This is a genomic window from Stappia sp. MMSF_3263 (assembly GCF_030733745.1).
Classification (GTDB): Bacteria; Pseudomonadota; Alphaproteobacteria; order Rhizobiales; family Stappiaceae; genus Stappia.
In genome coordinates this window covers 36,410-63,178 of sequence record NZ_JASHIK010000011.1, presented here as the reverse complement: position 1 = coordinate 63,178, position 26,769 = coordinate 36,410, and the positions used below count along the sequence as shown (strand labels likewise).

Here is a 26,769-nt window from a genome sequence, read left to right as displayed (position 1 = left end):
AAGGGAGGACTATCATGAAGACTTTCACCAGACGGGCACTGATGGCGGCGGGCGCCGTCCTGTTCGCCGCGGGCCTTGCCGCCCCGGCGGCAGCCCAGGACAAGGTCCAGATCCGCTTCTCGGCAGTGTTCTCGGAAAAGGACATCCGCGCCGAGATGATGAAGAAGTTCGCCGAAGGGATCGGCGGCGACTTCGACTATCAAGGCTATTATGGAGGAACCCTGTTCAAGCAGGGGACCGAGCTTGTCGCCCTGCAGCGCGGCAACCTGGAGATGGGCAACATCGCCCCGCAGGACGTCTCCAACCAGATCCCGGCCTGGTCGGTGCTGACATCGGCCTACCTGTTCCGCGACGCGGAGCACCTGGCCACCTTCTTCCGCAGCGATGTCGGCAAGGAAATGACGGCACTGGTCGAGCAGCAGCTCGGCGTCAAGATCCTCGGCCCGACCTATTTCGGCTCACGCCAGGTCGGCCTCAGGATCGACAAGAAGATCACGACGCCCGCCGACCTCGCCGGCGTCAAGTTGCGCATGCCCGGCGGCGACGCCTGGCAGTTTCTCGGCACGGCGCTTGGGGCCAATCCTGTACCGCTCGCCTATGCCGAGGTCTACACGGCCCTGCAGACGGGCGCCATCGACGGCCAGGACAACCCCTTCCCCAACGTTCAGAACATGAAGTTCTACGAGGTGATGAAGCAGATCGTTCAGACCTCGCATCTGGTCGGCTACGATCTCCTGACCATCTCGCTGCCGACCTGGAACAAGCTGTCGGCGGAGCAGCAGCAGAAGGTCCAGGAGGCCGCCGACGCGGCGATTGCCTGGAGCACGGAACAGCACCTGAAGCGGGAGAGCGAGCTTGCCGCCTTCTTCAAGGAGCAGGGACTGGAAATCTACAAGCCGGATGTCGACGCGTTCCGCGCCCACGCCCAGAAGCTCTATCTGGGGTCGGATCTTGCAAAGGACTGGCCGGAAGGCATCGTCGAGCGCATCAACGCGCTGTGAGACGGTGACGCCGGGATTGTGACCCGCCCGCGTGCGGGTCACAATCCCCCTCTGGCGGCGCTCTGGTTGCGCCCGATATCCCCTCCCGGAGGTCGACATGCGGCTGAAACGCGTGGCGCGGTTCTTCCATCGGCGCGCGGAGAACATTCTGGCCCTGATGCTGGCCGTGATGTTCCTCGCCTTCATCACCCAGATCGCCTTCCGCTACCTGCTCAACCTGCCGGTCGGCTGGGCCTCGGAACTGACGGTCGTCATGTGGCTGTGGCTGGTCCTGTGGGGCGCCGCCTTCGTTCTGCGCGAGGACGAGGAAATTCGCTTCGATCTCGTCTACAGCTCGGTCGGGGCGCGCCCGCGCAGGGTCATGACGATCATCGGCGCTCTGGCCTTGCTGGCGCTCTACCTGCTGTCGATGCCGGCGGCCTACGACTACGTCACCTTCATGAAGGTGCAGTCGACCGCCTACATGAAGATCCGCTTCGACCATCTCTTCTCGATCTACCTCGTCTTCGCCGTCGCCGTGGTCTGCCGGTATCTGTGGATCCTCTTCAGCGCCGTCGCCGGGCGCGACGACGTCCAGGCCGGAACGTCGGCACGGGAGCGAACATGATCGACCCCTTCGCAGTGTGCATCGGCACGATCCTCGTCCTCGCCCTGCTCGGCCTGCCGATCGGCCATGCGATGATCGCCGCCTCGATCCTCTATCTCTATCTTGCCGGCCTCGACATGGGCACGGCGGCCGAGCAATTGCTCAACGGCATGTATTCCAGCTACATCCTGCTGGCCGTGCCATTGTTCATCCTCTCGGCCGAGATCATGAATTCCGGCTCGATGACGACCCGCCTGCTCGGTTTCTGCAACGCGCTGGTCGGCCGCTTTCGCGGCGGTCTCGCCCAGGTCAACGTCGTCCAGTCGATCATCTTCGCCGGCATGTCCGGTTCGGCCATCGCCGATGCGGCCGGCACCGGCAAGATGATGCAGAAGATGATGACCGACGGCGGTCGCTATCCCGCGAGCTTTGCCGCCGCGCTGACCGCAGCCACCGCCGTGATCGGCCCGATCATCCCGCCCTCCATTCCCGTCGTCCTCTACGCACTCGTCTCCGACGCCTCCATCGGCTACCTGTTCCTTGCCGGCATGCTCCCCGGCCTGCTGATGGGACTGGCCCAGATGGGCATCGTCGTATGGACCGCGCGCCAGCGCGATTTCCCGGTCGAGGCGCCGGTGCCGCTGCGCCAGATCCCGGGCATCACCTTGCGGGCGATACCGGCGCTGATGATGCCGGTCGTGCTGCTTGGCGGCATCTATTCCGGCATCACCACGCCGACCGAGGCCGCCGCCATCGCCGCCGCCTATGCCTTCCTGATCTCCGCCCTGCTCTACCGCACGGTCAGCCTCGCCAGCACCTATCGCTCGCTCCTGTCGAGCGCCCGCACGACGGCCTCCATCGGCATGCTGATCGCCGGCGCCCTCGTCTTCAACTACGTCATCACCATCGAGAACATCCCGCGCACGCTGTCCCTCTTCCTGCAAGGGATGGACCTTTCGCCGCTGATGTTCCTGCTGATCGTCAACGTCCTGCTGTTGGCGCTCGGCTGCCTGCTGGAAGGCACCACGATCATTCTCATCGTCCTGCCGGTGCTGATCCCCACCGCCGAGGCGCTTGGTGTCGACCTCGTCCATTTCGGCATCGTGTGCGTCGTCAACATCATGATCGGCCTGATCACGCCGCCCTACGGGCTGCTGCTGTTCATCATGACCAATATCGGCCAGGTCTCCCTGCGCGCCCTTGTCGGGGAGGTGCTGCCGTTCCTCTACGCCATGCTGGCGGCCCTTGCGGCGATCACCCTGTTCCCCGACTTCGTTCTCTTCCTTCCACGCCTTTTCGGTTACCAGGGATGATCCTATGACCGCGCCGATCCATGTCCTCAACGGCCCCAATCTCAACCGCCTCGGCACACGCGAGCCGGAGATCTACGGCACCACGACGCTGACCGAGGTCGAGGCAATGTGCCGAAAGGCCGCCGGCGACACGCCAGTCGTCTTCCTCCAGTCGAACCGGGAATACGAGATCATCGACTGGGTGCACGAGGCGATCGATGCACAGGCCGGCGGCATCGTCATCAATCCGGCAGCCTTCACCTTCACCTCGATCGCCATTCTGGACGCGCTGAAGATGTTCCCCGGGCCCATCGTGGAACTGCACATCTCCAACATCCATCGGCGCGAGGAAATCTACCACCGCTCGCTGGTCTCGAAGATCGCGACGGCCGTCATTGCCGGGCTCGGGCCGCAAGGGTATCCGGCCGCCATACGGGCGCTGAAGGGCCATATCGAGGCGGGGCGCCAGGGCATCGCCTAGGGTCCCGACCCTAACCCTTGTCGGAAAGGCGCGCCTGATAGAAGCTCGGCGCGATCTCCGCGATACGGCCGGACTGGAACAGGGCCGGCATCGTCCAGTCGGGCTCATCGCCGGCGAACGCGTTCAGGAACGCGATGGCCAGGTTCGGGTCTTCCCCGACGTTTTCCCTGAACGACCACCAGGTCCTGATCTCGTCGAATTCCGGACTGGTCGCGCGCGCCTCGTCGAAATCCTGCTCCAGCACGGCCGAGCGCACATTCAGGCAATAGGCGACATAGGCATAGCCTTCCGGCCAGTAATAGGCCGGATTGGTCTTGTCCGCATCGACGGGCGAGGACACCACGGCAACGGGCTTTTTGCTCATGAGATTGCGGAGCATCAGTCCGGCGGCAAACCCGACATAGGACTTCCGGTCGCGCGGATCCTGCGGCTTCTGCGCCTCGAAATCGCGCAGCCACGCCATGAACACGTCCGCCAGCCGCTGCTCGTCGAGCGAGAACACAACGCCGGTCTCCCGCGTAATCTCGTCGAGTTGGCTGGAAAAGGAGCCGACGAACCATCGCAGGCGCCGGATGGCGCGGCGAATCGGCTGGCGATCCGCCTGGGATACATCGAGTGCGGAACCGGTCATGACGGCCTCAGATCACGCCCGCATGGCGGCGCAGAACGGGTGCCAGCGCGGCCGCGTCGGCAATGGCATTCCGGCGAGAACTGTCGCCCGATGCCACCGACATATCCGGCTCGATCGCCCGCGCGACGGCAAGCGACAGATCGAGCAACCGCTCCTCCGTGTCGGGCGCGTGCGGCCTTTCGGCCATCAACCACAGAACAAGACCGGTCACGGCGGTGCGGACCTGCGCGCAAGGCCCCCTCGACTCCCGGTGCCAGCCCCGCGACATGGTGAGCCTCGAGCGCCAGCAGCAGTTCGGCCGCTGCGACATCCGCATCAAGGGCCGAGGCGCGGGCTGCGACCTGCGAAAAGACGAGCGCCGCCACCGTCTCGCTGACCAGAAGGCGCACATCGCCGAGCGCCCGCGTCAGGGCATGAGCCGCGACATGACCGAAATTCGCCGGATCGCAATCGCTGTCCCAGGTCGCGATGTCGCGGGCCGCGCGCGCCACGTCCGCGCGCGAGGGCGCATGTTCCGCAAGACGGGCGGCATGAACCCCCTCGCCCGCGTCGGCAACCGAGCTCAGCAGCCGGCGAAGGCCCGGGGGAATATGGCGCTTGGCCGGATCGAGCCGTGAGCGGGTATCGGCCTCCAGCGCCATCGCGCCGCGCATGATATCGCGAAGCGGAAGGGCAAGGTCCTGCAATCTCGGGATTTTCGGCGCTGGCAACATGTCACGAACTCTGAATGGCAGCCCGGGGACGGGAGCCAAGATTAGGATATCAACGGCGTCCTGTCCATGAACTGCAAGGTCTCTTCGAGCGAACTCACCACCGCCTGCGAGCCAAGCCCCATGGCGTTCTGGGCGGAGCTTGCCTGCCCCAGCCGGACGCAGTCCTCGACCGTTCGGCCAAGATGCAGGCCGGTGGCAAAGCCCGCGTTGAAACAGTCGCCGCAGCCGCAGGTGCACACGACATCAATCCGGTAGGCGGGGATGTCGATGCGCCGTCCCGAGCGGTCGCGATACATCGCCCCCTTCTCGCCGAGCGTCAGGATCACCGCGCCGGTGCCCTGGTCGAGCAGGAAGCTGGCAATGTCCTCGAAGTCCGTCATTCCCGACAGCGCCATGGCCTCTTCTTCGGAGGGCATGAAATAGTCGGTGTTGCTGAGCAGCGGCGCGATCAAGGGCATGTCGTCGGAGGTCGAGGCGAAGACGTCGAGCGTCGTCAGGCAGCCTTTCGCCTTTGCCGCCGCCATGATCTCGGCGGTACGGCCCTGATCCATCCGGTCCATCAGCCCGACGCCGCCGACATGAAAGATCTTCGTGTCGAGCACGCGTTCGACGCGGTCGTCCGTGACATAAAAGCCCGCCGTCGCCCCGCGCTTGTGCAGTGCCGGGCGCTGCCCGTTGGCCCGGGTGGTGACGATCGAGGACGACGTGGTGAAGCCGCTGCAGCGCTCCATGTTGGCGACGTCGACGCCGAACCGCGCGAGCTTCGCCAGAACCCAGTCACCCATGTCATCCTCACCGACACCGCCGACCGCCTGGACCTTCAGCCCGTGCTTGGCGGCGACGATCGCGGCACTGCCCGCGGCGCCCGAAACGGCGATCGTGAATTCCTCGACGAAGGACGTGTTTCCGCCGGGCGGGATCTCGTTCACGGGCCGACACAGACAGTCGAACGTGTAGAAGCCCATCGAGGTGTAATCGAATGTGGTCATGCCTGCCGAATGCGTTGTCCGGTTTCACCATCGAAGAAATAGAGCCGATCGCGATCGAATGCGACCGTCTCGGTGACATCGAGTTCCGAGCGGTAGTCGCGATCCGCCTTCACCTCGATATTGACGCCATCCGTGCGGATCGTCAGGTAGGTCATGTCGCCGGTCGGCTCGACGCCAAACACCTGCCCCGACAGATGGGCGCCGTCCGCGCTCACGTGGCAATCCTCCGGCCGCACCCCGAGCACGATGTCCCGCACGCCCTCGATGCCGATACCGGCGATGTCGATTCCCGGTGCCGTGAACCGGCCGCCATCGAGACGCCCGCGAACGAGGTTCATCGGCGGCGAGCCGATGAAGCCGGCAACGAAGGTGTTGGCCGGATCGGAATAGATCTCGTCGGGCGTGCCGATCTGCTGGACGCGCCCCCCTTCCATGATCACGATCCGGTCGGCGAGCGTCATCGCCTCGATCTGGTCATGCGTCACGTAGATCGTGGTGATCTTCAACTGGCGCTGCAGATGCTTGATCTGCACCCGCATCGCCTGCCGCAGCTTGGCATCGAGATTGGACAGGGGTTCGTCCATCAGGAAGACCTGCGGCTGGCGCACGATCGCCCGGGCAAGGGCCGCGCGCTGCCGCTGCCCGCCGGAAAGTGCCCCGGGTTTGCGGTCGAGATAGTCGCCGAGCTCCACCATCTCCGCCGCCTGCCGGACGCGCGCGTCGTGCTCGGCCTTGGGCACGCCGCGCATGCGCAGCGGGAAGCGGATGTTCTCGTAGATCGACATGTTCGGGTAGAGCGCATAGCCCTGGAACACCATGGCAACGTCCCGGTCGCGCGCGTCGACCTCGTTCATCGCCTCGCCGTCCATGCGGATCTCCCCGTCGGAGGGATCTTCCAGCCCGGCGATCATGCGCATTGTCGTGGTCTTGCCGCAGCCGGAAGGGCCCAGGAACACGACGAGTTCCTCGTCGGCGATGTCGAGGTCGACATCGCGCACGCCCCACACGGAGCCCCATTTCTTCTGAATGCCAGTCAGTTCGATACGTGCCATGTCTCTATCCCTTGACCGCGCCCATCGTCAGGCCGCGCGAGAGGTGTTTCTGGATCGCCACGACGACCAGGAAGACCGGAATGAAGGCGAGGAAGGCGACCAGGGCGATCGCGTTGTAGATGACGCCGTCCGATCCGCCGGTGAAGTTCGCCAGCGCCACCGACATGGTGTAGGCGCGCGAGGTCGAGGCGATCAGCAGGGTGAACAGGAACTCGTTGATCGCGAAGATCGCGCCGATGACCCCCGCGGTGATGATGCCGGGCAGGATCGCGGGGATGATGATCTCCCACAGAATGCGCATGTCCGAGGCACCATCCGTGCGCGCGGCGTCTTCCAGCTCCTTCGGAATGTCGAGCATGTAGGAGCGGATGATCCAGGTGACGACGCTCAGGTTGATTGCCGCATAGATCAGCATCAATGCCCAGACCGTGTCGAGCAGACCCATGTTGCGGAACAGGAAGAAGATCGGGATCGCCACGATCGCCGGCGCCATCATCCGTGTCGACAGGATGTAGAAGCCGATATCCTCGCGTCCGCGATAGGTGTAGCGGGCCAGCGAATAGGCCGCCGGGATGGCCAGCACCAGATCGATCAACACCGATCCGATGACGGCCAGCACCGAGTTGCGCAAGTAGGCCGCCATCGGCCAGTCCGACCAGATCATGTGCCAGGCATCGAGCGAGAATGTCGGCCAGTAGATCGGTTGCGGGGTGACGATCTCGGTGCGCGGGCGCAGACCGATCGACAGGAACCACAGGACGGGCGCCAGGCAGAACAGCGCCCATGCCGTGAGGATCAGGTAACGGACGAGCAGGCTTTCGCCCCTGGAACCGCGTTGCGAGGCCATGGGTCAGGTCCTCCCGGAGCGAAAGGCGCGCTTCACCACGAGCTGCGCGACGACGATGGTGATCACCAGCATGATGACCGAGGCGGCGGAGGCATATCCGAAGTTGAAGCTCTTGAAGCCGAGGCGGTAGATGAAATAGCTGATCGTCTCGGTTGCCCCGCCCGGTCCACCCTTGGTGATGATGAAGACATTGGCGAACATGGTGGTGATGTCGATGCCGCGCAGGACGAGAGCGACCGCGATCACCGGCCGCATCAGGGGCAGCGAGATATTCCAGAATATCTGCCACCAGCTTGCCCCGTCGAGGCGCGCGGCCTCCTCCACTTCCTCGTCCTGGCCCTGCAGCGCGGCGACGAAGATGATGAAGAGGAACGGCGTCCACTGCCAGACATCGGCAAGGATCAGCGTAGCCCGCGACAGCCAGATCGAGGACGGTATCGCAAGATTCTCGGAGATCAGCCCGACCCGCATCAGGAGGTCGGAAATGATCCGGCCATCGAGAAAGGCCAGCTTGTAGATGAAGGCGACGGCCGAAGGCATGAACAGCATCGGCACGAGAAAGGCGATGCGCCAGCCCTGCACCCAGGGATCGCGATAGGCGAAATAGGCCAGCATCAGCGCGAAGAAGCATTCCAGCGCCAGCGCCAGAACCCCGATGACCAGCGTGTTCCACAGCGCCGCCCAGAACTCCCGGTCGGCGAACAGGTCCGCATAATTCTCGAACCCGATCGGGGTCCAGGAGTTGAAGCGCACCAGGAAGAAGCTCTGGTACACCGCATAGGCGCCCGGATAGAGGGTGATCATCAGCAGGTAGAGAACCGCCGGAGCCACGAGAAGATAGGGAAAGAGTGTCCGCATGCGCTTGCTGCGGCGCTTTCTTGCGACTGCCACGCGAACCGGGGTGGCAAGAGCCACCCCGGAAGCCGGCAGGGTCGAATCGCTCATGGCGGGAACCTGCATTGCTATAAGTTTGACGGAGCGATCCAGTGTGGTGGATCTGAAATTCGCGACCCTTGCTGCAGCAAGCACGGACGCGAATTCAGATCTGAAGATCACACTGGAAACATTGACTTGCCAGTCATCCTCTTGAGTGTCGGGGTTCGTTCCAGGCCTGTCATGACGTGAAACGAACCCCGATTCGGGTGACTAGAACGGAAGTGCCTTGCCCTCGCCGACATAGAGCCCCGGCGCGACCGCTGCATAGTCGACCGGCGGACGGCTGCCATAGAAACCGTTGCGATCCATGATCTTGCGCACAGCGGCGGCGGCGTTGTCGAGTGCCTCCTTGCCCGCGACCTGGCCGACAAAGGCACGGTTCAGCTCGTTGCCGATCGCCTGCTCCATCTCGAACATGCCCGGCAGACGCGGCGCGCACCAGGCGTAGTCGAGAGACTTGCTCCACACCTCGGCCGGCTGGCTGACCTTCTGCAGGTCCGGGTTGGTCAGGACGGACCGGTAGCCCGGCGCAACGCCGTTCGCGTTGGCCTCGTTCATCGCCATGATCGACGAGGTCGTCAGGAAGGCGAGCATCAGGAAGGCGCCTTCCGGGTTCTGGCTCGATGCCGCGACGCAGGAGGTCGACCCGGCGATGTTGGGCGGCGCGAACCGGCCGCCGGCAATGCGCGGCTCGTAGATGGTGACGAAATCGCCGACGATCTGCGACTGGTCAGGGCGCATCGCCTGGGTGCCGCTGTCCTGCCAGCTGATGTTGGTGGCGACCTGCCCGCCGAGCCAGGCGGCCCGGTTCTCGCCCCAGCCGGCTGCGGCAAAGCCCTCGATGGCATTCTTCGACAGTTCGAGGATCACCTCCAGGCCCTTCTGCCCGGCATCGCCGTTGAAGACCGGCTCCCAGTTCTCGTCGAACAGCATCATGCCGGCCTGAGCGGCGACATGTTCCCAGGTATAGGTCGACCAGAAGCCGCGCGCGCCCAGCAGGCCAACGCCGGAAACGCCCGGCTCCACCTTGTTGAGCTCGCCCGACAGGCGGATCAGTTCGTCATAGGTGGGCACCGAGTTCCAGGTGTCGATCGGCCCGCCGAGGACCTTTTCCACATAGCCCTTACGCAGATGCACCATCTGCACGTCGCAATCGAACGGAATGCCGTACATCTCGCCGTTGAAATAGCCGTAGTTCAGGCGATAGGTGTCATAGAAATCGTCGAGCGGCAGCTTCCACTTGTCGGCATATTCCTGGAGCGGGGCAAGGAAGCCGGGCGCCGCGAAATCGCCGAGCCAGGGCGAGAAGAACTGCAGCGCATCGAAGCTCGCATTTCCGGAAATGAACTCGGCCAGCGCCTTGTCGTAGAAGCTGTCGTCGGGGATGGGCACCAGTTCAACCTTGATGCCGGACAACAGCTCGAAGGGAACAAGCCCCTCGGCGGCGGATTCCTGATCGGCAGCGCCAATCGCGAAACGGACCGTCGTGCCGGCCAGTTCCTTGCGTACCGCCTCCCAGTCGACGGTCCGGATCCAGTCGATCGCCGGATCCCAGAGCGGCGCATCGCCCATCTTGTAGAGCTCGCGATAGTCCGCGCGCACGTATTTGGGCACGGAAATGTCGGCGAGGACCTTTGCGGGATCGGGCAGATCGGACTGCGCGAAGGCCGGCAGGGCAACACCGCCCAGCGACATTCCCATCGCCCCGGCGGCGGCACCGGACTTCAAAAGCGACCGGCGTGAGATCAGTGTCTGTTGCATCACTTGTCTTTCCTCCCATTGGAATTCCCGCGGCCGATCCTGAATCATGTCCGGTTGGCCGACTGTCGACGATGCTCCTCCTCGTGGCAAGATCAGCCACACCCATATGAACATATGAGATTACGACAACACTAATGTTCATTCCTATTCCCCTGTCAAGACTGCACAGAGCCGGGAAACGAGATTTCTGGAGATACAAAATTGCTGCAACGCACCAATATTCGCATGATTGAATCCCTATCTGAACATATATGTTGACCATTGAACGAAAGTTCTGTTTAAACGGGCCATCACAGTTTCGAGGGCATGCGTTATGACAAGCAATGTTGCGCCGACCGGTCTGGCGCGGGATCTCAGGCAGCGCCAGGACGCGGGAAAGCCGGTCCGTATCGGCCTGATCGGCTGCGGCGAGATGGGCACCGACATCGTCACGCGCGCCGCGCTCATGGACGGCATCGACGTGGCCGCCATCGCCGACCTGACCCCGCAAGCCGCACACAGGGCGGTCGAGATCGCCCATGGCGAGGCGGGACACTCGGCCGACTGCAAGTCGACCGACGACCTCAACGCACTGATAGAGCGCGGCCGCACGGCCATTGCCTCCGATGCGGCGCAGATCTTCGAAAGCGGGCTGATCGACGTTGTCATCGATGCGACCGGCGTCCCCTCCGTCGGCGCGGAACTGGGCCTTGCCGCCATGGAGCGCGGCAAGCATCTGGTGATGATGAATGTCGAGGCCGACGTCACCATCGGCGCCTTCCTGAAGGCGGAGGCAGAGCGCCTTGGCGTCGTCTATTCCCTCGGCGCGGGCGACGAGCCCTCCTCCTGCATGGAGCTGATCGAGTTCGTCTCCGCGATGGGCCACACGATCGTGTCCGCCGGCAAGGGCAAGAACAACCCGCTCAACATCGACGCCACCCCGGACGCCTATACCGCCGAGGCGAAGGCCCGCAACATGAACGCGCGCATGCTGGTCGAGTTCGTCGACGGGTCCAAGACGATGGTGGAGATGGCCGCCATCGCCAACGCCACCGGCCTTGTCCCGGACAAACCGGGCATGCACGGCCCCGCTGCCGGACCGAAGGACCTGTCGAAGGTCCTGATCCCGCAGGCCGATGGCGGCTTCCTCTCCGGTCCCGGCCGTGTCGACTACTCCGTCGGCGAGGGTCTCGCCCCCGGCGTCTTCGTCGTTGCCGAGATGCGTCATCCCCGCGTCTGGGAGCGCATGAGCGACCTGAAGATGGGCGAAGGCCCCTACTTCACCTTCATCCGCCCCTACCACCTGACCTCGCTCGAGGTTCCGCTGACCTGCGCCCGCGCCGTTCTCTACGGCAAGGCCGACATGGTTCCGCTCGACCGGCCGACGGCCGAGGTGGCGGCCGTCGCCAAGAAGGACCTCGTCCCCGGCGAGATCCTCGACCAGATCGGCGAGTACTGTTACCGGGCCTGGATCATGGAGGCCGGCGAGGCGCGGACTGCCGGCGCGATCCCTTGCGGCCTGCTGACCGGTGCAAGGGTCACCGCACCGATCCGCAAGGGCGAGCTCATCACCTACGCCAATGCCGAGGTTCCGGCGAACTCCCGCATCGCCGCCCTGCGCGCGCGCCAGGACGAGATGCTGTTCGGGAAAGCCGCCCGGGAGTTCGTCAATGCCTGACCTGCTGCCGGAGAACACCCCCTTCGCCATCGCCCGCTACACGCCTGACGAGTTGAAGGCGGCCTTGCGCAAGATGTATCTGATCCGCAAGTTCGAGGAAGGCGCCGAGGAGAGCTACACGCGCGGCCTCATTCACGGCACCATGCACCTGTCGATCGGCCAGGAGGCAAGTGCCGTCGGCGCCTGCATGGCGCTGGGAGACGCCGACAAGATCACCTCCACCCATCGCGGACACGGGCACTGCGTCGCCAAGGGCGCCGACGTGTCGCGGATGTTCGCCGAGTTCTTCGGCAAGGAAAGCGGCTATTGCCGCGGCCGCGGCGGATCGATGCACATCGCCGACGTGGAAAAGGGCAACCTGGGCGCCAACGGCATTGTCGGCGGCGGCCTGCCGATCGCCGTCGGCGCGGCCCTGTCCGCCAAGCGCCTGGGCACCGGCGCGGTCACCGTCTGCTTCTTCGGCGACGGCGCCAACAACGAGGGTGCATTCCACGAGGCGCTGAACATGGCCGCCATCTGGAAACTGCCCGTCGTCTTCGTCTGCGAGAACAACAAGTACGGCATGTCGACCTCGACGGAGCGCTCGACCGCGGTCAGGCGCATCGCCACCCGCGCCGACGCCTATGCGATGCCCGGCGTGACCGTCGACGGCAACGACTTCTCCGCCGTCAGCGAGGCGATGGACGCGGCCGTCGCCCGTGCCCGGGCCGGCGAGGGTCCGTCGCTGGTGGAATCCATGACCTATCGCTGGCGCGGCCATTCCAAGTCGGACCGCAACCGCTATCGCAGCAAGGAAGAGATCGCCGACTGGATGGCGCGCGACCCGATTACCCGCATGGCGGACATGCTGGTCGAGCACGGCATCGCAACGCGCGAGGAGATCGCCGGGCTCGAGGCCGGCGCAGATCGCGAGATCGCCGAGGCGATCGAGTTCGCCAAGACCGGCGAGAACCCGAAGGTCGCCGAGGTCACGCGCGACGTCTACACGGAAGCAGTGCAATGAACATGGATGCGGGAACCCTTGCCCGGCCCGAGCAGGAAACGCGCGAGCTTTCCTATGCCGAAGCCATTCGCGAGGCGATGGACATCGCGCTGGCCGCCGACGAGCGCGTCGTGCTGATGGGCGAGGACATCGGCGTCTATGGCGGCGCGTTCCAGGTCACCGGCGACCTCGTCCACAAATACGGAACCGACCGGGTCATCGACACGCCGATCTCCGAACTGGGCGGTGCGGGCGTCGCCGTCGGCGCGGCGATGACGGGGCTGCGCCCGATCTTCGAGTTCCAGTTTTCCGACTTCGCCACGCTGGCCATGGAGCAGATCGTCAACCAGGCCGCCAAGGTGCGTTACATGCTCGGCGGCGCCGTTTCCGTGCCGGTGGTGATGCGCATGCCGGCGGGCTCGGGAACGGGAGCCGCCGCCCAGCACAGCCAGAGCCTGGAAGCATGGTTCGCCCATGTCCCGGGATTGAAGGTGGTGCAGCCCTCGACGCCGGAAGACGCCAAGGGACTGCTGCTGGCAGCACTTGAGGACCCCGACCCGGTGCTCATCTTCGAGCACAAGCTCCTCTACAAGATGAAGGGCGAGGTGCCGGCGGGGCATTACCTGACCCCGATCGGCAAGGCCGCGATCCGCCGCAAGGGCACCGACCTGACCATCGTCGCGACCTCCATCATGGTGCACAAGGCGCTGGAAGCAGCGCAAACGCTGGCCGGTGAAGGCATTGAGGCCGAGGTCGTGGACCTGCGGACGATCCGCCCCATCGACCGGGAAACGGTGCTCGGCAGCGTGCGCAAGACATCGCGGCTGCTCTGCGTCTACGAAGGCGTCAAGACGCTCGGCATCGGCGCGGAGATCAGCGCCATGGTCGCCGAGAGCGATGCCTTCGACTATCTCGACGCGCCCATCGTCCGCCTTGGCGGGGCCGAATGCCCGATCCCCTACAACCCCGATCTCGAGCGGGCTGCCGTACCCCAGGTGCCCGACATTCTTCAGGCCGCCCGCGCGCTTGCCGGGGAGCGCGTCTGAGATGCCCGTCGAAGTCATCATGCCGAAGGTCGACATGGACATGGCGAGCGGCCGCATCGCCGTGTGGCATGTCGAGGCCGGCGCCCGGGTGGAGAAATCCGAGGCCCTGTTCGACATCGAGACCGACAAGGCGGCGATGGAAGTTGAAAGCCCCGCCTCCGGAACGCTCCACCATGTGATCGCCGAGGCCGGCTCGGAAGTCGCGATCGGCCAACCCGTCGCCTGGATCTATGCCGATGGCGAGGCCGTCGGTCCGCGCCCCGACGGTACGGCGGGCGGTACCAATGACGACCACGGCCCCCAGGCCTCGGCCAGCGACGACGGAATGTCCGGCAAAGCGCGCCCTCCCGCCCCTTCCTCCCCGGAAGAGCCCGCCAAGCGGACTCCGGAGCCGGCGCCTTCGGGTGTCGGCTCCGCTCTCCCTGCGGCGCTGTCCCACGCGGTCCCTCCCCGGGGAACGCTGCCCCGCGCAACGCCCAAGGCACGCAGGCTCGCGCGGGACAACGGCCTGGAGATAGCGGCGATCGACGGCAACGGTCCGCGCGGCCGCATCCAGGCCGGGGACGTCGCGCGCCATCTGGAGGCGCTGTCCCGGCCTGAAACCGCGTCCGCCGCCCCTCTTCACTGGAGCCCGGAAGCCGGGCCGCTTTCGGTCTTGCGCTCCGGCAAGGGCGACAAGACCCCCATCGTCCTGTTGCACGGCTTTGCCAGCGACGGCGCCAGCTGGGCCCCGCTTCTGGCGAGCCTGCCGACAGGGCACCCGGTCTACCGGATCGAACTCCCCTCCCATGGCCGTTCGCCCCGGCGCCGGATCGCGTCTTTCGCCGAACTGGTGCGCGACATGCGGCAGGCCTTCGACGGGCTTGGCCTTCAGCAGGCGCATCTCGTCGGCCATTCCCTCGGCGGGGCTGTCGCGGCCGCGCTGGCCGACACCCGCGCGCGCCGGATCGCCTCGCTGACGCTTTTCAACCCGGCGGGTCTGGGACCGGAAATCAACGGCCCGGCGCTTGCCGGCATTGCGCGTGCGACACGTGCCGAAAGCCTTGCCCCCTGGCTCAAGCTGCTGCCGGCCGACGAGGAGACGATCACCTCGAACTATGTCCGCTCGGTCATGCTCGCCCGTGCCGATCCCGCCCTGCGCGCGGCCCAGGCCGATCTCGCCGGCCATCTCTTCCCCGACGGGGTGCAGGCGTTCTCCATCGCCGCGGCACTCGATCGGATCGAGCTTCCGACCCGCATCATCTGGGGCAAGCGCGACCGCATCATTCCCTGGTCCCACGCGCTGCGCGCGCCCGGGCGGATATCGCTGAACCTGTTCGAGAATGCAGGGCACCTGCCTCACATCGAGCTTGCCGGGCAGATTGGTATTTTGTTTGCCGACATGAAATGATAGCAGGATTGGCGCGCCGGACCGGCGGGCCGTTCCATCCTTGCGGGAGTTGTGCGTGGCGGAAGTGCTGGGGAAGCGGGACACGCCTGTCGTCGACAGCCCGTTGCAATCGCCGGGCGATCCGAATCTGCAGCTGCGGATCCGCGCTGCCTGGATCTACTACATTGAGGGCCGCACGCAGAACGAGGTCGCCCAGACGCTCGGCGTCAATCGCGTCGCCGTCACGAGGCTGCTGTCGGAGGCGAGGCGACGCGGCGAGGTGGTCATCCGGATCAAGTCCAGCCTCGGCCCGATCGTCGAGTTGCAGCGCAAGCTGGAAAAGGCGTTCGGCTTCGACCGCGCCATTGTCGCCCCCTTCTCCGACCCGGCGGGCGATCCCACGCGCGTGATCGCGGCGACCGCGGGCGAACACGTCTCCTCGATCATGGCCAACAACATGACGGTCGGCGTCGGCTGGGGCCGCACCCTGCACGCGACGCTGTCCCATATCGAGGGCAAGCCGCTCGACAATGTCCGCATCGTCTCCCTGCTTGGCGGCATCGCCCAGGCGAAGCGCTTCAACCCGGCCGAATTCGCCTGGCAGTTCGCCGAACTTTTCGATGCGGAAGGCTTTCTCGTGCCCGCGCCGGCGCTGGTCGACAGCCCGCAGACGCGCCACGCGCTGCTGGAACATTGCGGCCTCGACCAGATCCTGCAAATGGCGGAGGCGAGCGATGTCGCTCTCCTGTCCTGTGGTGGCATCGCCAGCCTGACGACGTCCTACCGGCTGGGGCACCTGTCGGAGGCGGAGCGGCTGTCGCTGGCCGCGGCCGGCGCCGTCGGCGACGTGCTCTACAATTTCATCGACAAGGACGGCCGTCTCGTTGACCACGAGGTCAACCGCCGCACCCTGGCGCTGCCCCTCGACAGGCTGGCCCGCATCCGCAAGAAGGTGCTGATCTCCGGCGGTCCCGAGAAGCACGTGATCATGCGCGCCTGCATCAAGGCGCTGCAGCCCTCCACCCTGATCACCGACGAGCAGACGGCGCTGGCGCTGATCGACGGCCGGTAGGCCTCTCGCTCCTCCTCGCATTTTTATCGATGTGACGGCATCTTTCACACGGGCTTCATTAAACCGACATGCAATGCTAGTATCAAAATTGGAAACGTTTCCAAAGCGGCTCCGATTTTCCAGTCTGGGAGGACTGTCTTGCTTCGTCGACCGACCATCAAGGACGTTGCTCAGCGTGCCGGCTGCGGCATCGCGACCGTCAGCCGGGTCCTGAACGGCCAGGGTTCGTCGAGCGAGCAGACACGCAGCAAGGTGCTGGCTGCCGCCGAAGCGCTCGGCTTCGAGTTCAACGATCTCGGCCGGTCGCTGCAGAGCAACAGCACCAGGACCATCGGCTGCATCGTTCCATCTCTGGCCAATCCGGTCTTCGCCGAGGTTGTCCAGGCCGCCCAGGCCGAGGCCAACCGGGCGGGCTACCAGCTCATCCTCGCCTGCTCCGACTATGACGGGGGCCTGGAAACCAAGGCGATCCGCACGCTTCTGGCAAAACAGGTGGACGGGCTGATCGTCACGGTCGGGGATGCCCGCACAAGCGAGGGGCTGGAGCTGATCCGCGCCAAGCGAACCCCGTGCTGCCTAGTCTACAACACCCCGCCCGACAACGGCCCCGGCGACGGCTTCGCGGCCTGGACCGTCGACAATCGCGGGGCGGCCGATGCGGTTGCCGAGGGCTTCGCGCGGCAGGGCCATTCCTGCACCGGTTTCCTTGCGCTGGAGTTCGGGCGCTCCGACCGCTCGCGCGAGCGCTATGAAGGTTTCGTTGCCGCTTGCGCCCGGCTCGGCATGGCCCATCCGGTGCTCCTTGAGATCGAGGAGCAGGAAGGCCGGCTGCTTCAGCTGCTTGGCGCGATGCTTGCCGAGCACCGTGGCATCACCGGAATATTCGCCTCCAACGACTATCTCGCACTGGCGGCGATGAAGGCGGCGCGGGACCTTGGCATGCAGGTTCCCGCGGATCTTTCGATCGTCGGTTTCGACGGGATCTCGACGGGCCTGATGGTCGAGCCCAACCTGTCGACGGTGGTCACCGACCCCAAGGCCATGGGCCGCGGCGCCGCCCAGACCGTTCTGGCCCGGTTGGCAGGTCTTGAACCGCCCGGTCGGCCCGACCCGGCGCACACTTTCAGTTTCCGGCAAGGCGGCAGTCTCGGGCCTCCGTCCGCCGGGAAGAGTGACGGCGGAGAAGCTGCAACTTCTCCACCGTCGAACCAGTAACCCGAGAACGCATTTTCCCTCAGGAGTCACCGTCATGAAACATACACTTCTGGCTGTAGCCGTGACAATGGCAGCCGTTCTTCCGGCAAAGGCCGAGGACGCCATCTGCTACAATTGCCCGCCGCAATGGGCCGACTGGGCATCGATGCTGAAGGCGATCGACGAGAAGATCGACGTGCAGATGCCGCATGACAACAAGAACTCGGGCCAGACGCTCAGCCAGCTTCTGGCGGAGCGGGCAAGTCCTGTCGCCGATGTCGCCTATTACGGCGTCACCACCGGCATCAAGGCCGGCAACGAAGGCGTCGCCACGGCCTACAAGCCGAAGGGCTTCGACGACATTCCCGCCGGCCTCAAGGATCCGGAAGGCAAGTGGTTCGCCATCCACTACGGCACGCTCGGCTTCTTCGTGAATGTCGACGCGCTTGGCGGCGCCCCGGTGCCGCAATGCTTCGCCGATCTGACCAAACCGGAATATCGCGGCCTCGTCGGCTATCTCGACCCGTCCTCGGCCTTTGTCGGCTATGCCGGCGCCGTCGCGGCCAACCTTGCCTTCGGCGGCGACCTGTCGAATTTCGACCCGGCGATCGAGTTCTTCAACAAGCTGGCCGAGAACGACCCGATCGTCCCCAAGCAGACCTCCTTCGCCCGCGTCGTGTCCGGCGAGATCCCGATCCTGTTCGACTACGACTTCAACGCCTATCGCGGCAAATACGAGGAGGACGGCAATTTCGAGTTCGTCCTGCCCTGCGAGGGCTCGATCCGCGTGCCCTATGTGATGAGCCTCGTGGCCGGAGCCCCGCACGAGGAGACCGGCAAGAAGGTCCTTGACTTCATCCTTTCCGACGAAGGCCAGGCAATCTGGACCAACGCCTATCTGCAGCCGGCCCGACCGGTCGAGCTGCCGGCTGAAGTCGCCGCCAAATTCCTTCCCGCGAAGGACTACGAGCGCGCCGTCGCCGTCGACTACGCGGAGATGGAAAAGGCGCAGGCCCGCTTCGGCGAACGCTACCTGAACGAAGTCAAGTAAGCCGACGCCTGCCCCACGCCGGCCGTGCCACGCGGCGCGACCGGCGTGGGGGACGTCCGGCAACACGACGGTCCATCATGACAAATCGCATCTTCGTTGCCCTGTGCCTGCTGCCGCTGGCCGTCTTCTCGATGGCCTTCCTCGCCCTGCCCATCGTCCGCCTGGTCCAGGCTTCGGGGGAAAGCGCCGAGGGCTGGGGCATCTACCTCCAGATCCTGCAGACGCCGCGCTACTTGCAAACGCTGCTGCAAACCGTGCTGGTCTCCTTCGCCGTCGCCCTGACGGCGCTGGCGATCTCGACCACGGCCGGGCTGTTCCTTGCCAGGAACCGCTTCCCCGGTCGCGGCGCGCTGCTGTCGATCCTGACGCTGCCGCTGGCCTTTCCCGGTGTGGTGATCGGCTTCCTGATCATCCTGCTCGGCGGCCGCCAGGGTCTGTTCAACACCCTGTTGCCCGGCCATGTCGTCTTCGCCTATTCGCTGACGGGACTGTTCCTGGGGTATCTCTACTTTTCCATCCCCCGGGTGCTGCTCACCGTCATGGCGGCGACGGAAAAGCTTGATCCGTCGCTGGAGGAGGCCGCGCGCACGCTCGGCGCCTCGCCCTGGCGCATCGTTGTCGACGTCATCCTGCCGGGCCTTGCCCCCTCGCTCGTCGCCGCCGGCGCCATTGCCTTCGCCACCGCCATGGGAGCCTTCGGCACCGCCTTCACGCTGGCGACCGACATCGATGTGCTGCCGATGGTCATCTACACCGAGTTCACCCTGTCGGCGAACATCGCCATGGCCTCGGCGCTCTCCGTGGTCCTCGGCCTCGCGACCTGGATCCTGCTTCTCGTCGCGCGCAGCTTCGCCGGCACAACCGTCGCAGCGGGAGGTTGATCCGATGCACATGACCATGCCGCGCGTACTGCAACTCGCCGTGACGCTGCTGACCGCCGCCTTCCTCATCGTGCCGGCCATCCAGTCGGTGCTCGCCGGACTGACCGTCAACTATTTTCGCGGCATCTCCTCCGGCCTGACCCTGAAATGGCTCGGGCAGGTATGGGAGCTCTATGCCGGCAGCATCGCGCTGTCCATGTGGCTGGCCGTCACCTGCCTCGCGGTGACGCTGGTGATCGGCGTGCCGGCTGCCTATGCGCTGGCCAAGTCCCCCGGCCGGATGTCACGCGTCCTGGAGGAGTTCATCTCCCTGCCCCTTGCCGTTCCGGGCCTTGCCCTCGCGCTGGCACTGCTGCAGCTCTACGGCTCGATGCAGGGGTTCCGTACGTCCTGGTTGTTCATCCTGGTCGGCCACGTGCTCTACACGCTGCCCTTCATGGTCCGTTCGGTACTCGCCGTCCTCATGGCGATGGATCTCAGGTCGCTGGAGGAGAGCGCCGCGACCCTCGGCGCCTCGTCCTGGACCCGGTTCCGCACCGTCGTCGTGCCCAACGCCATGCCGGGCATTCTCGCCGGTGCATTGACCGTGGTGACGCTGTCGATCGGCGAGTTCAACCTGACCTGGATGCTGCACACCCCCTATCTGAAGACCCTGCCTGTCGGCCTCGCCGACAGCTACGCCTCGATGCGCCTCGAGATCGCCTCCGCCTACACGCTCGTCTTCTTCGTGATGATCGTGCCGCTGCTGATGGCGATGCAATGGGCCACCGACAGAGCGCAAAGGATCACCCGATGACGCTGACAATCACCAATGCCAGCAAGACCTACCCGGACGGCACCCGCGCCCTCCGCCCCACAAGCCTGACGGTCGGGCCGGGAGAAATCCTGTCGCTGCTCGGCCCCTCCGGCTGCGGCAAGACCACCTTGCTGCGGATCATCGCCGGACTGGAGCGTCCCGACCCGGGCAGCGAGGTCCGCTTCGGCGACGAGGACGTCACCCGCCTGGCGGTGGAGCGGCGCAATGTCGGCATGGTGTTCCAGTCCTATGCGCTGTTCCCCAACATGTCGGTGTGCGCCAATATCGGCTACGGGCTGAAGGTCCGCAAAGTGCCGGCGGCGGAGCTGACGCGGCGGGTCGACGAGGTGCTTGCCCTGTGCCGGCTCGAGGACCACGCCGAGCGCCCGGTCACCGCCCTGTCCGGCGGCCAGCGCCAGCGCGTCGCCCTTGCCCGGGCCGTTGCCCCGCGGCCGCGCATCCTGCTGCTCGACGAGCCGCTCTCCGCACTCGATGCGGCGCTGCGCGACAGCCTGCGCGACGAGTTGGCTGCCATGCTGCGCCAGTTCGACATCACCGCCGTCTTCGTCACCCACGACCAGAGCGAGGCATTGGCGATCGCCGACCGGATCGCGGTCATGTCGGACGGCGTGATGCAACAGATCGGCAAGCCGGAGGAGCTCTACCGCTCCCCGGCCTCGGCCTTCGTCGCGCGCTTCATCGGCAACGCGATGCCGCTGCCCGGCCGGATGGAACCGGGACGGCTCGTCCTCAAGGGCGGCGTCCTTCCCGTGCCGGAAGCGGCCGGCCGCTCCGACGTCTATGTCCGCGCCGAGGACATTCATCTGGATGAGGACGGGCCGCTGCAGGGAACGCTTGAAACCGTCTCCTTCTCCGGCGGCCACTATCGTCTCGGCATCCGCGATGTCGTCGAGGATACGCTGTTCGCCACTCATCCCGGGCGACAGGCGCCCGCACCCGGCGACAGGGTGCGGCTGCGCATCTCTCCCGACGACCTCGTCTTCCTCCCCCAATCAGGTCACATGCCCGAATGACGAAGATCCTGCAGATTTCAGACACCCATATCGTTCCCGCCGGAACCCTTGCCTACGACAAGGTCGATACGGCCGCGGCTCTTTCCGACACCGTCGCCACGATCAACCGGCTTTTGCCGCAGATCGGGCCGGTCGGTCTGGTCATCGTCACCGGCGACCTGACCGAGCATGGCACGGACGAGGAATATGCAAGGTTCCAGGATATTCTCGGCGATCTGGCGGTCCCCTATTGCGCCGTTCCGGGAAACCACGACCGGCGCGAACCGATGCGCCGGGCCTTCGCCGCAGCGGACTGGATGCCCGTTTCAGGTCCCCTCGACTGGATGACCGAGTTTCCCGACATGGCGGTGATCTGTGTGGACACTCTGGTCGAGGGGGCCGCACATGGAGCGCTGGCGCAGGCCTCGACCCGCTTTCTGCGCGAGAGCCTTGCCCGCCTCGGCGGCAAGCCGGTGCTGCTCGGCCTGCACCACCCGCCCTACGCCTCCGGTATCGCGGCGATGGATGCGCAGAACCTCATCGACCCCGCGCCGCTGCGCAAGGCGCTTGCCGGTTATCCCGGCGAGGTGCGGATCGTCTGCGGCCACCTGCACCGCTCGATCACGGGCCTGTTTGACGGCCGCATCTGCCAGGTCTGCCCGGGCACATCGCACGCGGTGACCCTCGACCAGAGGAGGGAGGCCGGCAACAGCCTGACAGTGGAACCTGGCGGCATGCTCCTTCACGAGATCCGCGAAGGCGCGCTCCTGTCGCACTGGATCCCGGTCGGCCGGTTCGACGGGCCGCATCCCTTCCTCGGCGTCTAGGATCGCGCTCTTCGTTGCGCAAGACGGGGCAGCCGAAGACGGCCGCCCCGGATCGGTGAATGGCAGGGCCTAGAACGCGACCTGGCCGCCGCCCTTGAGATGCAGGATCTCGCGCGCCTCGTCGGGCGTTGCCACCTCAAGGCCGAGGCCGTGGACGATCTGCTTGGCCTTCTCCACCTGCTCGGCATTCGACTTCGCGAACTTGCCCGGACCGGACCACAGCGAATCCTCGAGGCCGACGCGGATATTGCCGCCCATCGCCGCCGCCGTCGCCGCGATCGGAAGCTGGTTGCGCCCGGCACCCAGCACCGACCACACATACTGGTCGCCGAACAGACGGTCGGCGGTGCGCTTCATGTGCATGACATCCTCGGGATGCGCGCCGATGCCGCCGAGCAGGCCGAAGACGGTCTGCACCAGCAGCGGCGTCTTCACCTTTCCCTTATCGAGGAAGTGGGCAAGGTTGTAGAGGTGCGAAGTGTCGTAGCATTCGAACTCGAAGCGGGTACCGGCCTCGCTCAAGGTGTCCAGCACGAACGCGATATCCTGGAAGCTGTTGCGGAAGACGATATCGCGGTTGCCCAGATGCTCCTTCTCCCAGTCGTGCTTGAAGTCCTTGAAGCGGTCGAGCATGCCGAACAGGCCGAAATTCATCGAGCCCATGTTCAGCGAGGCAACCTCCGGCCGGTACTTGCGGGCCGGCTCCACCCGCTCGGCCACCTTCATGTAGGGCGCCCCGCCCGTGGTCAGGTTCAGGACCGCGTTGGTGCCCTGCTTGATGGTCGGCAGGAAAGTCGCGAACCCTTCCGGGCTCTGGTCCGGCTTGCCGGTCTCGGGGTCGCGCGCATGCAGATGGATGATCGCCGCGCCTGCCTCCGCCGCGCCCAGCGCCGCGTCAATGATCTCCTGCGGCGTCACCGGCAGCGCCGGCGACATGGACGGGGTGTGGATGGCGCCGGTCACCGCGCAGGTGATGATGACTTTCTTCTTCATTCTCGAACTCCTCAACCGGCCTTTGGGGCCTCGGCAAGATGCGCCGCGAGCGCGGCGAGACGGGTGTTGCGCCAGGCGGCTCGGGCGGCGAGACGCTCCGGCTCGGCCGCATGCGGCCAGCTCTCGAGCAGCCGCGCGACCTGCGCCTCCTCATAGACTTCAGGTCCGGCCGGGCTGGCGGCAAGGCGCTTGTAGAAGCCCGTGTAGCGGGCGCAGTAATCGGGAATGCCGCCCGGCGCGTTCAGCTCGATCGTCGCCAGCGGCCCGATGAAGGACCAGCGCCGGGCAAGGCCGTCCGTCAGCGTCAGGTCGAGATCCTCGGCGCTGACGACGCCCTCCTCGACCAGGCGGAAGGCCTCGGCCAGCAGCGCGCCCTGCAACCTGTTGAGGACGAAGCCTTCCATCTCCTTGTGGGCCGTGATGGGCGACTGGCCGACCGCGCGATAGATCTCGACCGCCCGTTCCACGACAGCCGGATCCGTCCACGGCGCCCCGCAGACCTCGACAAGGGGAATGAGATGCGGCGGATTGACCGGATGGCCGACGAGGCAGCGTCCCCGGCCGGCGAGGCCCTCGGTGAACAGCGAGGCAACGATGGCCGAGGTGGAGGAGGCAAGGATCGCCTCCGGCGGCGCGAGCGCGTCGAGGTCGCGGAAGAGCGCGGTCTTGACCTCGACCTTCTCCGGTCCGTTCTCCTGGACGAAGGCCGTCCCGGCCAGGCAGTCGCCCAGCGTTTCGGCCACCGTGATCCTGGCGACAATGGCCTTGCCGTCCGCGACCAGCTCGGCGCGCTCCAGCACCGCGACATCCGCGGAAACGGCAGCCGCGAACCCGGCGCGGGTAGCCGCGTCCGGATCAAAGACGGACACCTCCCAGCCGGCCCGGGCGAAGACCACGGCCCAGGCCCGGCCGATCAGCCCGGCGCCGACGATCGATGCTTTTGTCATTCGTCAAACTCCCGCATCACCATGGCCCGGCCGCGAATCGGGCGGAGCCGCATGTCATCGAGTCTAATAGGCCAAAGAAGCATGCGGGCGGAAAACCCGTCCCCGTCCCCGTCCCCGTCCCCGTTCTCGTCCACGCCTACAGCCACAGCACCTTTCGCCGCAGGTCGAAATCGTCCCTGAGAGCCGCAGACGGCCCCTGATGTATGACGCGCCCCCGCTCAAGGGCGACCGTGCGGTCCGAAAGCGCCAGCGCCAGATCGAGATTGTGGTCGACGATAATGATCGAGACCTCCTTGCGCAGCCGGTCGAAACTTTCGAAAAGCTGCTCGACCACGGCCGGGGCAAGGCCCTCGAACGGCTCGTCGAGCAGCAGCAGCTTCGTGTCGCCCGACAGGGCCCGGGCAACCGCGACCATCTGCTGCTCGCCGCCGGACAGCATATCGGCCGGCGTCTCCAGCCGCTCGCGGATACGGGGGAAGAACTCGAAGATCTTCTCCTCCTCCCAGTGGCTGCCCGCGCCCGTGCGCCGCTTCAGCCGTCCCAGTTCCAGGTTGTGCCGCACCGACATGCCGGCAAAGAGTCCCCGGCCCTGCGGCACGTAGCCGATCCCGGCGCGCGCCTTCTCCGAGGCGGACCAAGGGGCGATGTCGGTGCCGCCCAGCGTGATCGAACCGGAGGAAACCGGCGCGATGCCGATCAGGGACTTCAGCATGGTCGACTTGCCCGCGCCGTTGCGGCCGAGCAGCGCCATGATCTCGTGATTGTGCAGCTCGAAGCTCACATCCCCCAGGATATGGCTCTTGCCGTAATGGGTGTTGAGCCCCTCCACCTTGAGCAGCATCTCCGCCGACACGGCGCTTTCCCTCGGCCGCGCGGCGATGGCGGCGTTGCCCGCCCCGATATAGACCTCCTGCACCACCGGCGAGGTGCTGGCGCTTTGCGCATCCCCGTCGAGCAGCACCCGGCCCTCGTTCATCACCGTCACCGCATCTGCGAGCTGGAACACCCGGTCGATGTCGTGTTCGACGAGAAGGACGGGCATCTCGCGCGAGATCGTCTTGATCAGGTCGCCGACGCGGACGCGCTCGGCCGCCGCGAGACCGGCCAGCGGTTCGTCGAGCAGCAGGATCCGGGGTTTGGCGGCGAGCGCCAGCCCGAGATCGAGAAGCCGCTGGCCGCCATAGGACAGCGAACCGGCCTGCGCCTTTTCCATGCCGCGAAGACCGAGCCAGTCGATCAGTTCGCGCGCCTCGGCCAGGATCTGCGGATGATCGCCCGTCGGCCGCCATGCGTTGAAGCTCCCCGGGTTGCGCGCCTGGACGGCGAGGCGGATGTTCTCCTCCACGCTGAGATCGGGGAAGAGGTTGGTGATCTGGAAGGATCGCCCGATGCCCAGCTCCGCTGCCGCCTCCGGGCTGCCGCTCGCCACCGGCCGGCCCATCACGGAAACGCGGCCCGTGTCCGGCGCGATCATGCCCGACATCAGGTTGAACGCCGTGGTCTTGCCCGCCCCGTTCGGTCCGATCAAAGCATGCAGCGAACGGTCCGCGACCTTCAGGTTCACCCCGTCCACCGCCTGCAATGCGCCGAACGCCTTGGAGATGCCGTGCGCCTCCAGCGCGGGACCTTCCACCAGCGTGCCGGGGCGCAAATGAACTGGCAGGGGCCGCTCCTCGATCTTGCGGCCGGCCATCGCCGCCTCGACCTCGGGCGCGGGACGGATCATCCGCCAGACCCTTTGCCACACGCCCGTCAGCCCGTCCGGCGAGAACACCACGAAGCCGACGAAGAGTAGGCCGAACCAGAACAGCCAGTTCGGCGTGTAGATCGACAGGAACTCGCGGAACAGCACGTAGAACAGCGCGCCGATCATCGGCCCGACAAAGCTGCGCATGCCGCCGATCACGACCATGGCCAGAAGTTCGCCGGAGAAGATCACGCTGATCGGCTCGGCCGAGGTCATCCGGTTCTTGTAGAGCAGCAGGATGCCGGCAAGCCCGGTGATGCTCGCCGATGTGACGAACGCCGCCAGCTTGTAGCGATTGGTGCGGTAGCCGAGAAAACGGGCCCGCTGCTCGTTCTCGCGGATCGCAACCAGCACGGACCCGAGCGGGGAATGATAGAGCCGCCAGAGCAGGTAGACGATGGCGAAACCGATGCAGGCGACAAGCAGGTAGTAGTTCTCCGGCGCCTCGAAATCCATGCCGGCGAAGGCCGGCCGGGTGATGCCGCCCAGCCCGTTCTCCCCGCCCGTGACCTCCGTCCAGCGGAAGGCGATGACATAGAGCATCGCCGACAGCGCCAGTGTCAGGAGCGAGAAATAGACGCCGCGCCGGCGCAGGATCAGGAAGCCGAACACGGTCGCGACGACGGCCGTTGCCCCCACGCCGATCAGTGCCGGCCCCCAGAAGCTTTCGGGGAACAGCGACCGCTGGGCGATACCTGCGGCATACGCGGCGAAGCCGAACCAGGCGCCATGGCCGAAGGAGACGAGGCCGGTATGTCCGGTGAGGACGTTCAGCGCCATGCAGGCGATGGCGAAGATCACCACTTCGGCCGCCGATGTCATCGTCAGGCCGATCGACAAAAGCAGGAACGGCATGACGACGAGGCCGGCCGCGGCGGCGACAAGAGGCATGTATCTCTGCATGG

26 protein-coding genes are annotated in these 26,769 nt (G+C 65.8%); 16 read left to right on the top strand and 10 right to left on the bottom strand.

Features of this window, described 5'->3' with window-relative positions; genetic code table 11:
• Positions 1-14: 14 nt before the first annotated feature.
• From dctP to RBB46_RS13400, 4 genes are all read left to right on the top strand, one after another.
• The gene (gene dctP, locus RBB46_RS13415) at positions 15-1,001 is read left to right on the top strand and encodes a TRAP transporter substrate-binding protein DctP (protein WP_306029505.1); all 987 of its coding nucleotides are present in this window, start codon (positions 15-17) and stop codon (positions 999-1,001) included.
• 97 nt (positions 1,002-1,098) lie between these two features.
• A complete protein-coding gene (locus tag RBB46_RS13410) occupies positions 1,099-1,608 on the top strand; it encodes a TRAP transporter small permease (protein ID WP_306029504.1) in 510 nt (169 codons plus the stop codon).
• Positions 1,605-2,900, top strand: a complete 1,296-nt coding sequence (locus RBB46_RS13405) for a TRAP transporter large permease (RefSeq protein ID WP_306029503.1) — start codon at positions 1,605-1,607, stop codon at positions 2,898-2,900. The genes RBB46_RS13410 and RBB46_RS13405 overlap by 4 nt, the downstream gene beginning before the upstream one ends.
• A 4-nt stretch (positions 2,901-2,904) precedes the next feature.
• Positions 2,905-3,360, top strand: a complete 456-nt coding sequence (locus tag RBB46_RS13400) for a type II 3-dehydroquinate dehydratase (protein WP_306029502.1) — start codon at positions 2,905-2,907, stop codon at positions 3,358-3,360.
• Between the two features lie 10 nt (positions 3,361-3,370).
• Here the strand turns inward: RBB46_RS13400 and RBB46_RS13395 are convergent, their stop codons facing one another.
• Complete coding sequence (locus tag RBB46_RS13395) at positions 3,371-3,991, bottom strand: hypothetical protein (RefSeq protein ID WP_306029501.1); 621 nt, start codon at positions 3,989-3,991, stop codon at positions 3,371-3,373.
• Positions 3,992-3,998: 7 nt separating this feature from the next.
• Positions 3,999-4,202: a hypothetical protein gene (locus tag RBB46_RS13390; protein ID WP_306029500.1), complete on the bottom strand. Its 204-nt coding sequence runs from the start codon at positions 4,200-4,202 to the stop codon at positions 3,999-4,001.
• Positions 4,203-4,257: 55 nt separating this feature from the next.
• Here RBB46_RS13390 and RBB46_RS13385 point away from each other — a divergent pair, with 55 nt between their 5' ends.
• On the top strand, positions 4,258-4,608 hold the full coding sequence (locus tag RBB46_RS13385) for a hypothetical protein (protein WP_306029499.1): 351 nt from the start codon (positions 4,258-4,260) through the stop codon (positions 4,606-4,608).
• A gap of 137 nt (positions 4,609-4,745) precedes the next feature.
• Here RBB46_RS13385 and RBB46_RS13380 read toward each other — a convergent pair whose 3' ends face one another.
• From RBB46_RS13380 to RBB46_RS13360, 5 genes are all read right to left on the bottom strand, one after another.
• The gene (locus RBB46_RS13380) at positions 4,746-5,693 is read right to left on the bottom strand and encodes a carbohydrate kinase family protein (RefSeq protein ID WP_306029498.1); all 948 of its coding nucleotides are present in this window, start codon (positions 5,691-5,693) and stop codon (positions 4,746-4,748) included.
• Positions 5,690-6,745 (bottom strand): ABC transporter ATP-binding protein, encoded by a 1,056-nt coding sequence (locus tag RBB46_RS13375; RefSeq protein ID WP_306029497.1) that lies wholly within the window; start codon positions 6,743-6,745, stop codon positions 5,690-5,692. The genes RBB46_RS13380 and RBB46_RS13375 overlap by 4 nt, the downstream gene beginning before the upstream one ends.
• 4 nt (positions 6,746-6,749) lie before the next feature.
• Positions 6,750-7,592, bottom strand: a complete 843-nt coding sequence (locus RBB46_RS13370; protein ID WP_306029496.1) for a carbohydrate ABC transporter permease — start codon at positions 7,590-7,592, stop codon at positions 6,750-6,752.
• 3 nt (positions 7,593-7,595) lie between these two features.
• Entirely contained in the window at positions 7,596-8,537 is a 942-nt protein-coding gene (locus tag RBB46_RS13365; RefSeq protein WP_306029495.1) for a carbohydrate ABC transporter permease, read from the bottom strand.
• Positions 8,538-8,738: 201 nt separating this feature from the next.
• Entirely contained in the window at positions 8,739-10,229 is a 1,491-nt protein-coding gene (locus RBB46_RS13360) for an extracellular solute-binding protein (RefSeq protein ID WP_336623164.1), read from the bottom strand.
• A 373-nt stretch (positions 10,230-10,602) separates the two neighbouring features.
• Here RBB46_RS13360 and RBB46_RS13355 point away from each other — a divergent pair, with 373 nt between their 5' ends.
• From RBB46_RS13355 to RBB46_RS13305, 11 genes are all read left to right on the top strand, one after another.
• On the top strand, positions 10,603-11,946 hold the full coding sequence (locus RBB46_RS13355; RefSeq protein WP_306029493.1) for an NAD(P)H-dependent oxidoreductase: 1,344 nt from the start codon (positions 10,603-10,605) through the stop codon (positions 11,944-11,946).
• Positions 11,939-12,949, top strand: a complete 1,011-nt coding sequence (locus RBB46_RS13350) for a thiamine pyrophosphate-dependent dehydrogenase E1 component subunit alpha (RefSeq protein ID WP_306029492.1) — start codon at positions 11,939-11,941, stop codon at positions 12,947-12,949. The genes RBB46_RS13355 and RBB46_RS13350 overlap by 8 nt, the downstream gene beginning before the upstream one ends.
• Positions 12,950-12,951: 2 nt before the next feature.
• Positions 12,952-13,974, top strand: a complete 1,023-nt coding sequence (locus RBB46_RS13345; RefSeq protein ID WP_306029605.1) for an alpha-ketoacid dehydrogenase subunit beta — start codon at positions 12,952-12,954, stop codon at positions 13,972-13,974.
• 1 nt (position 13,975) lies between these two features.
• The gene (locus tag RBB46_RS13340; RefSeq protein WP_306029491.1) at positions 13,976-15,364 is read left to right on the top strand and encodes an acetoin dehydrogenase dihydrolipoyllysine-residue acetyltransferase subunit; all 1,389 of its coding nucleotides are present in this window, start codon (positions 13,976-13,978) and stop codon (positions 15,362-15,364) included.
• 55 nt (positions 15,365-15,419) lie between these two features.
• Positions 15,420-16,415, top strand: a complete 996-nt coding sequence (locus RBB46_RS13335) for a sugar-binding transcriptional regulator (RefSeq protein ID WP_336623163.1) — start codon at positions 15,420-15,422, stop codon at positions 16,413-16,415.
• A gap of 138 nt (positions 16,416-16,553) precedes the next feature.
• A complete protein-coding gene (locus tag RBB46_RS13330; RefSeq protein WP_306029490.1) occupies positions 16,554-17,630 on the top strand; it encodes a LacI family DNA-binding transcriptional regulator in 1,077 nt (358 codons plus the stop codon).
• A 34-nt stretch (positions 17,631-17,664) separates the two neighbouring features.
• Positions 17,665-18,660 (top strand): ABC transporter substrate-binding protein, encoded by a 996-nt coding sequence (locus RBB46_RS13325; RefSeq protein WP_306029489.1) that lies wholly within the window; start codon positions 17,665-17,667, stop codon positions 18,658-18,660.
• Positions 18,661-18,737: 77 nt separating this feature from the next.
• Positions 18,738-19,541 (top strand): ABC transporter permease, encoded by an 804-nt coding sequence (locus RBB46_RS13320; RefSeq protein ID WP_306029488.1) that lies wholly within the window; start codon positions 18,738-18,740, stop codon positions 19,539-19,541.
• Between the two features lie 4 nt (positions 19,542-19,545).
• Positions 19,546-20,337: an ABC transporter permease gene (locus RBB46_RS13315; RefSeq protein WP_306029487.1), complete on the top strand. Its 792-nt coding sequence runs from the start codon at positions 19,546-19,548 to the stop codon at positions 20,335-20,337.
• Positions 20,334-21,371, top strand: a complete 1,038-nt coding sequence (locus tag RBB46_RS13310; protein ID WP_306029486.1) for an ABC transporter ATP-binding protein — start codon at positions 20,334-20,336, stop codon at positions 21,369-21,371. Before RBB46_RS13315 ends, RBB46_RS13310 begins: the two co-directional genes overlap by 4 nt.
• Positions 21,368-22,177, top strand: a complete 810-nt coding sequence (locus RBB46_RS13305) for a phosphodiesterase (RefSeq protein ID WP_306029485.1) — start codon at positions 21,368-21,370, stop codon at positions 22,175-22,177. Before RBB46_RS13310 ends, RBB46_RS13305 begins: the two co-directional genes overlap by 4 nt.
• A 69-nt stretch (positions 22,178-22,246) precedes the next feature.
• On the opposite strand, the gene RBB46_RS13300 is transcribed toward RBB46_RS13305, so the two are convergent.
• The 3 genes from RBB46_RS13300 to RBB46_RS13290 form a co-directional block, all read right to left on the bottom strand.
• Positions 22,247-23,170 carry a 3-keto-5-aminohexanoate cleavage protein gene (locus RBB46_RS13300; RefSeq protein ID WP_306029484.1) on the bottom strand — a complete coding sequence of 308 codons (924 nt, stop codon included), beginning with the start codon at positions 23,168-23,170 and terminating at the stop codon, positions 22,247-22,249.
• 11 nt (positions 23,171-23,181) lie between these two features.
• Positions 23,182-24,117 (bottom strand): 3-hydroxyacyl-CoA dehydrogenase, encoded by a 936-nt coding sequence (locus RBB46_RS13295; protein WP_306029483.1) that lies wholly within the window; start codon positions 24,115-24,117, stop codon positions 23,182-23,184.
• Between the two features lie 136 nt (positions 24,118-24,253).
• Positions 24,254-26,767, bottom strand: coding sequence for an ATP-binding cassette domain-containing protein (locus tag RBB46_RS13290; RefSeq protein ID WP_306029482.1), 2,514 nt, complete (start codon positions 26,765-26,767; stop codon positions 24,254-24,256).
• Positions 26,768-26,769: the final 2 nt, after the last annotated feature.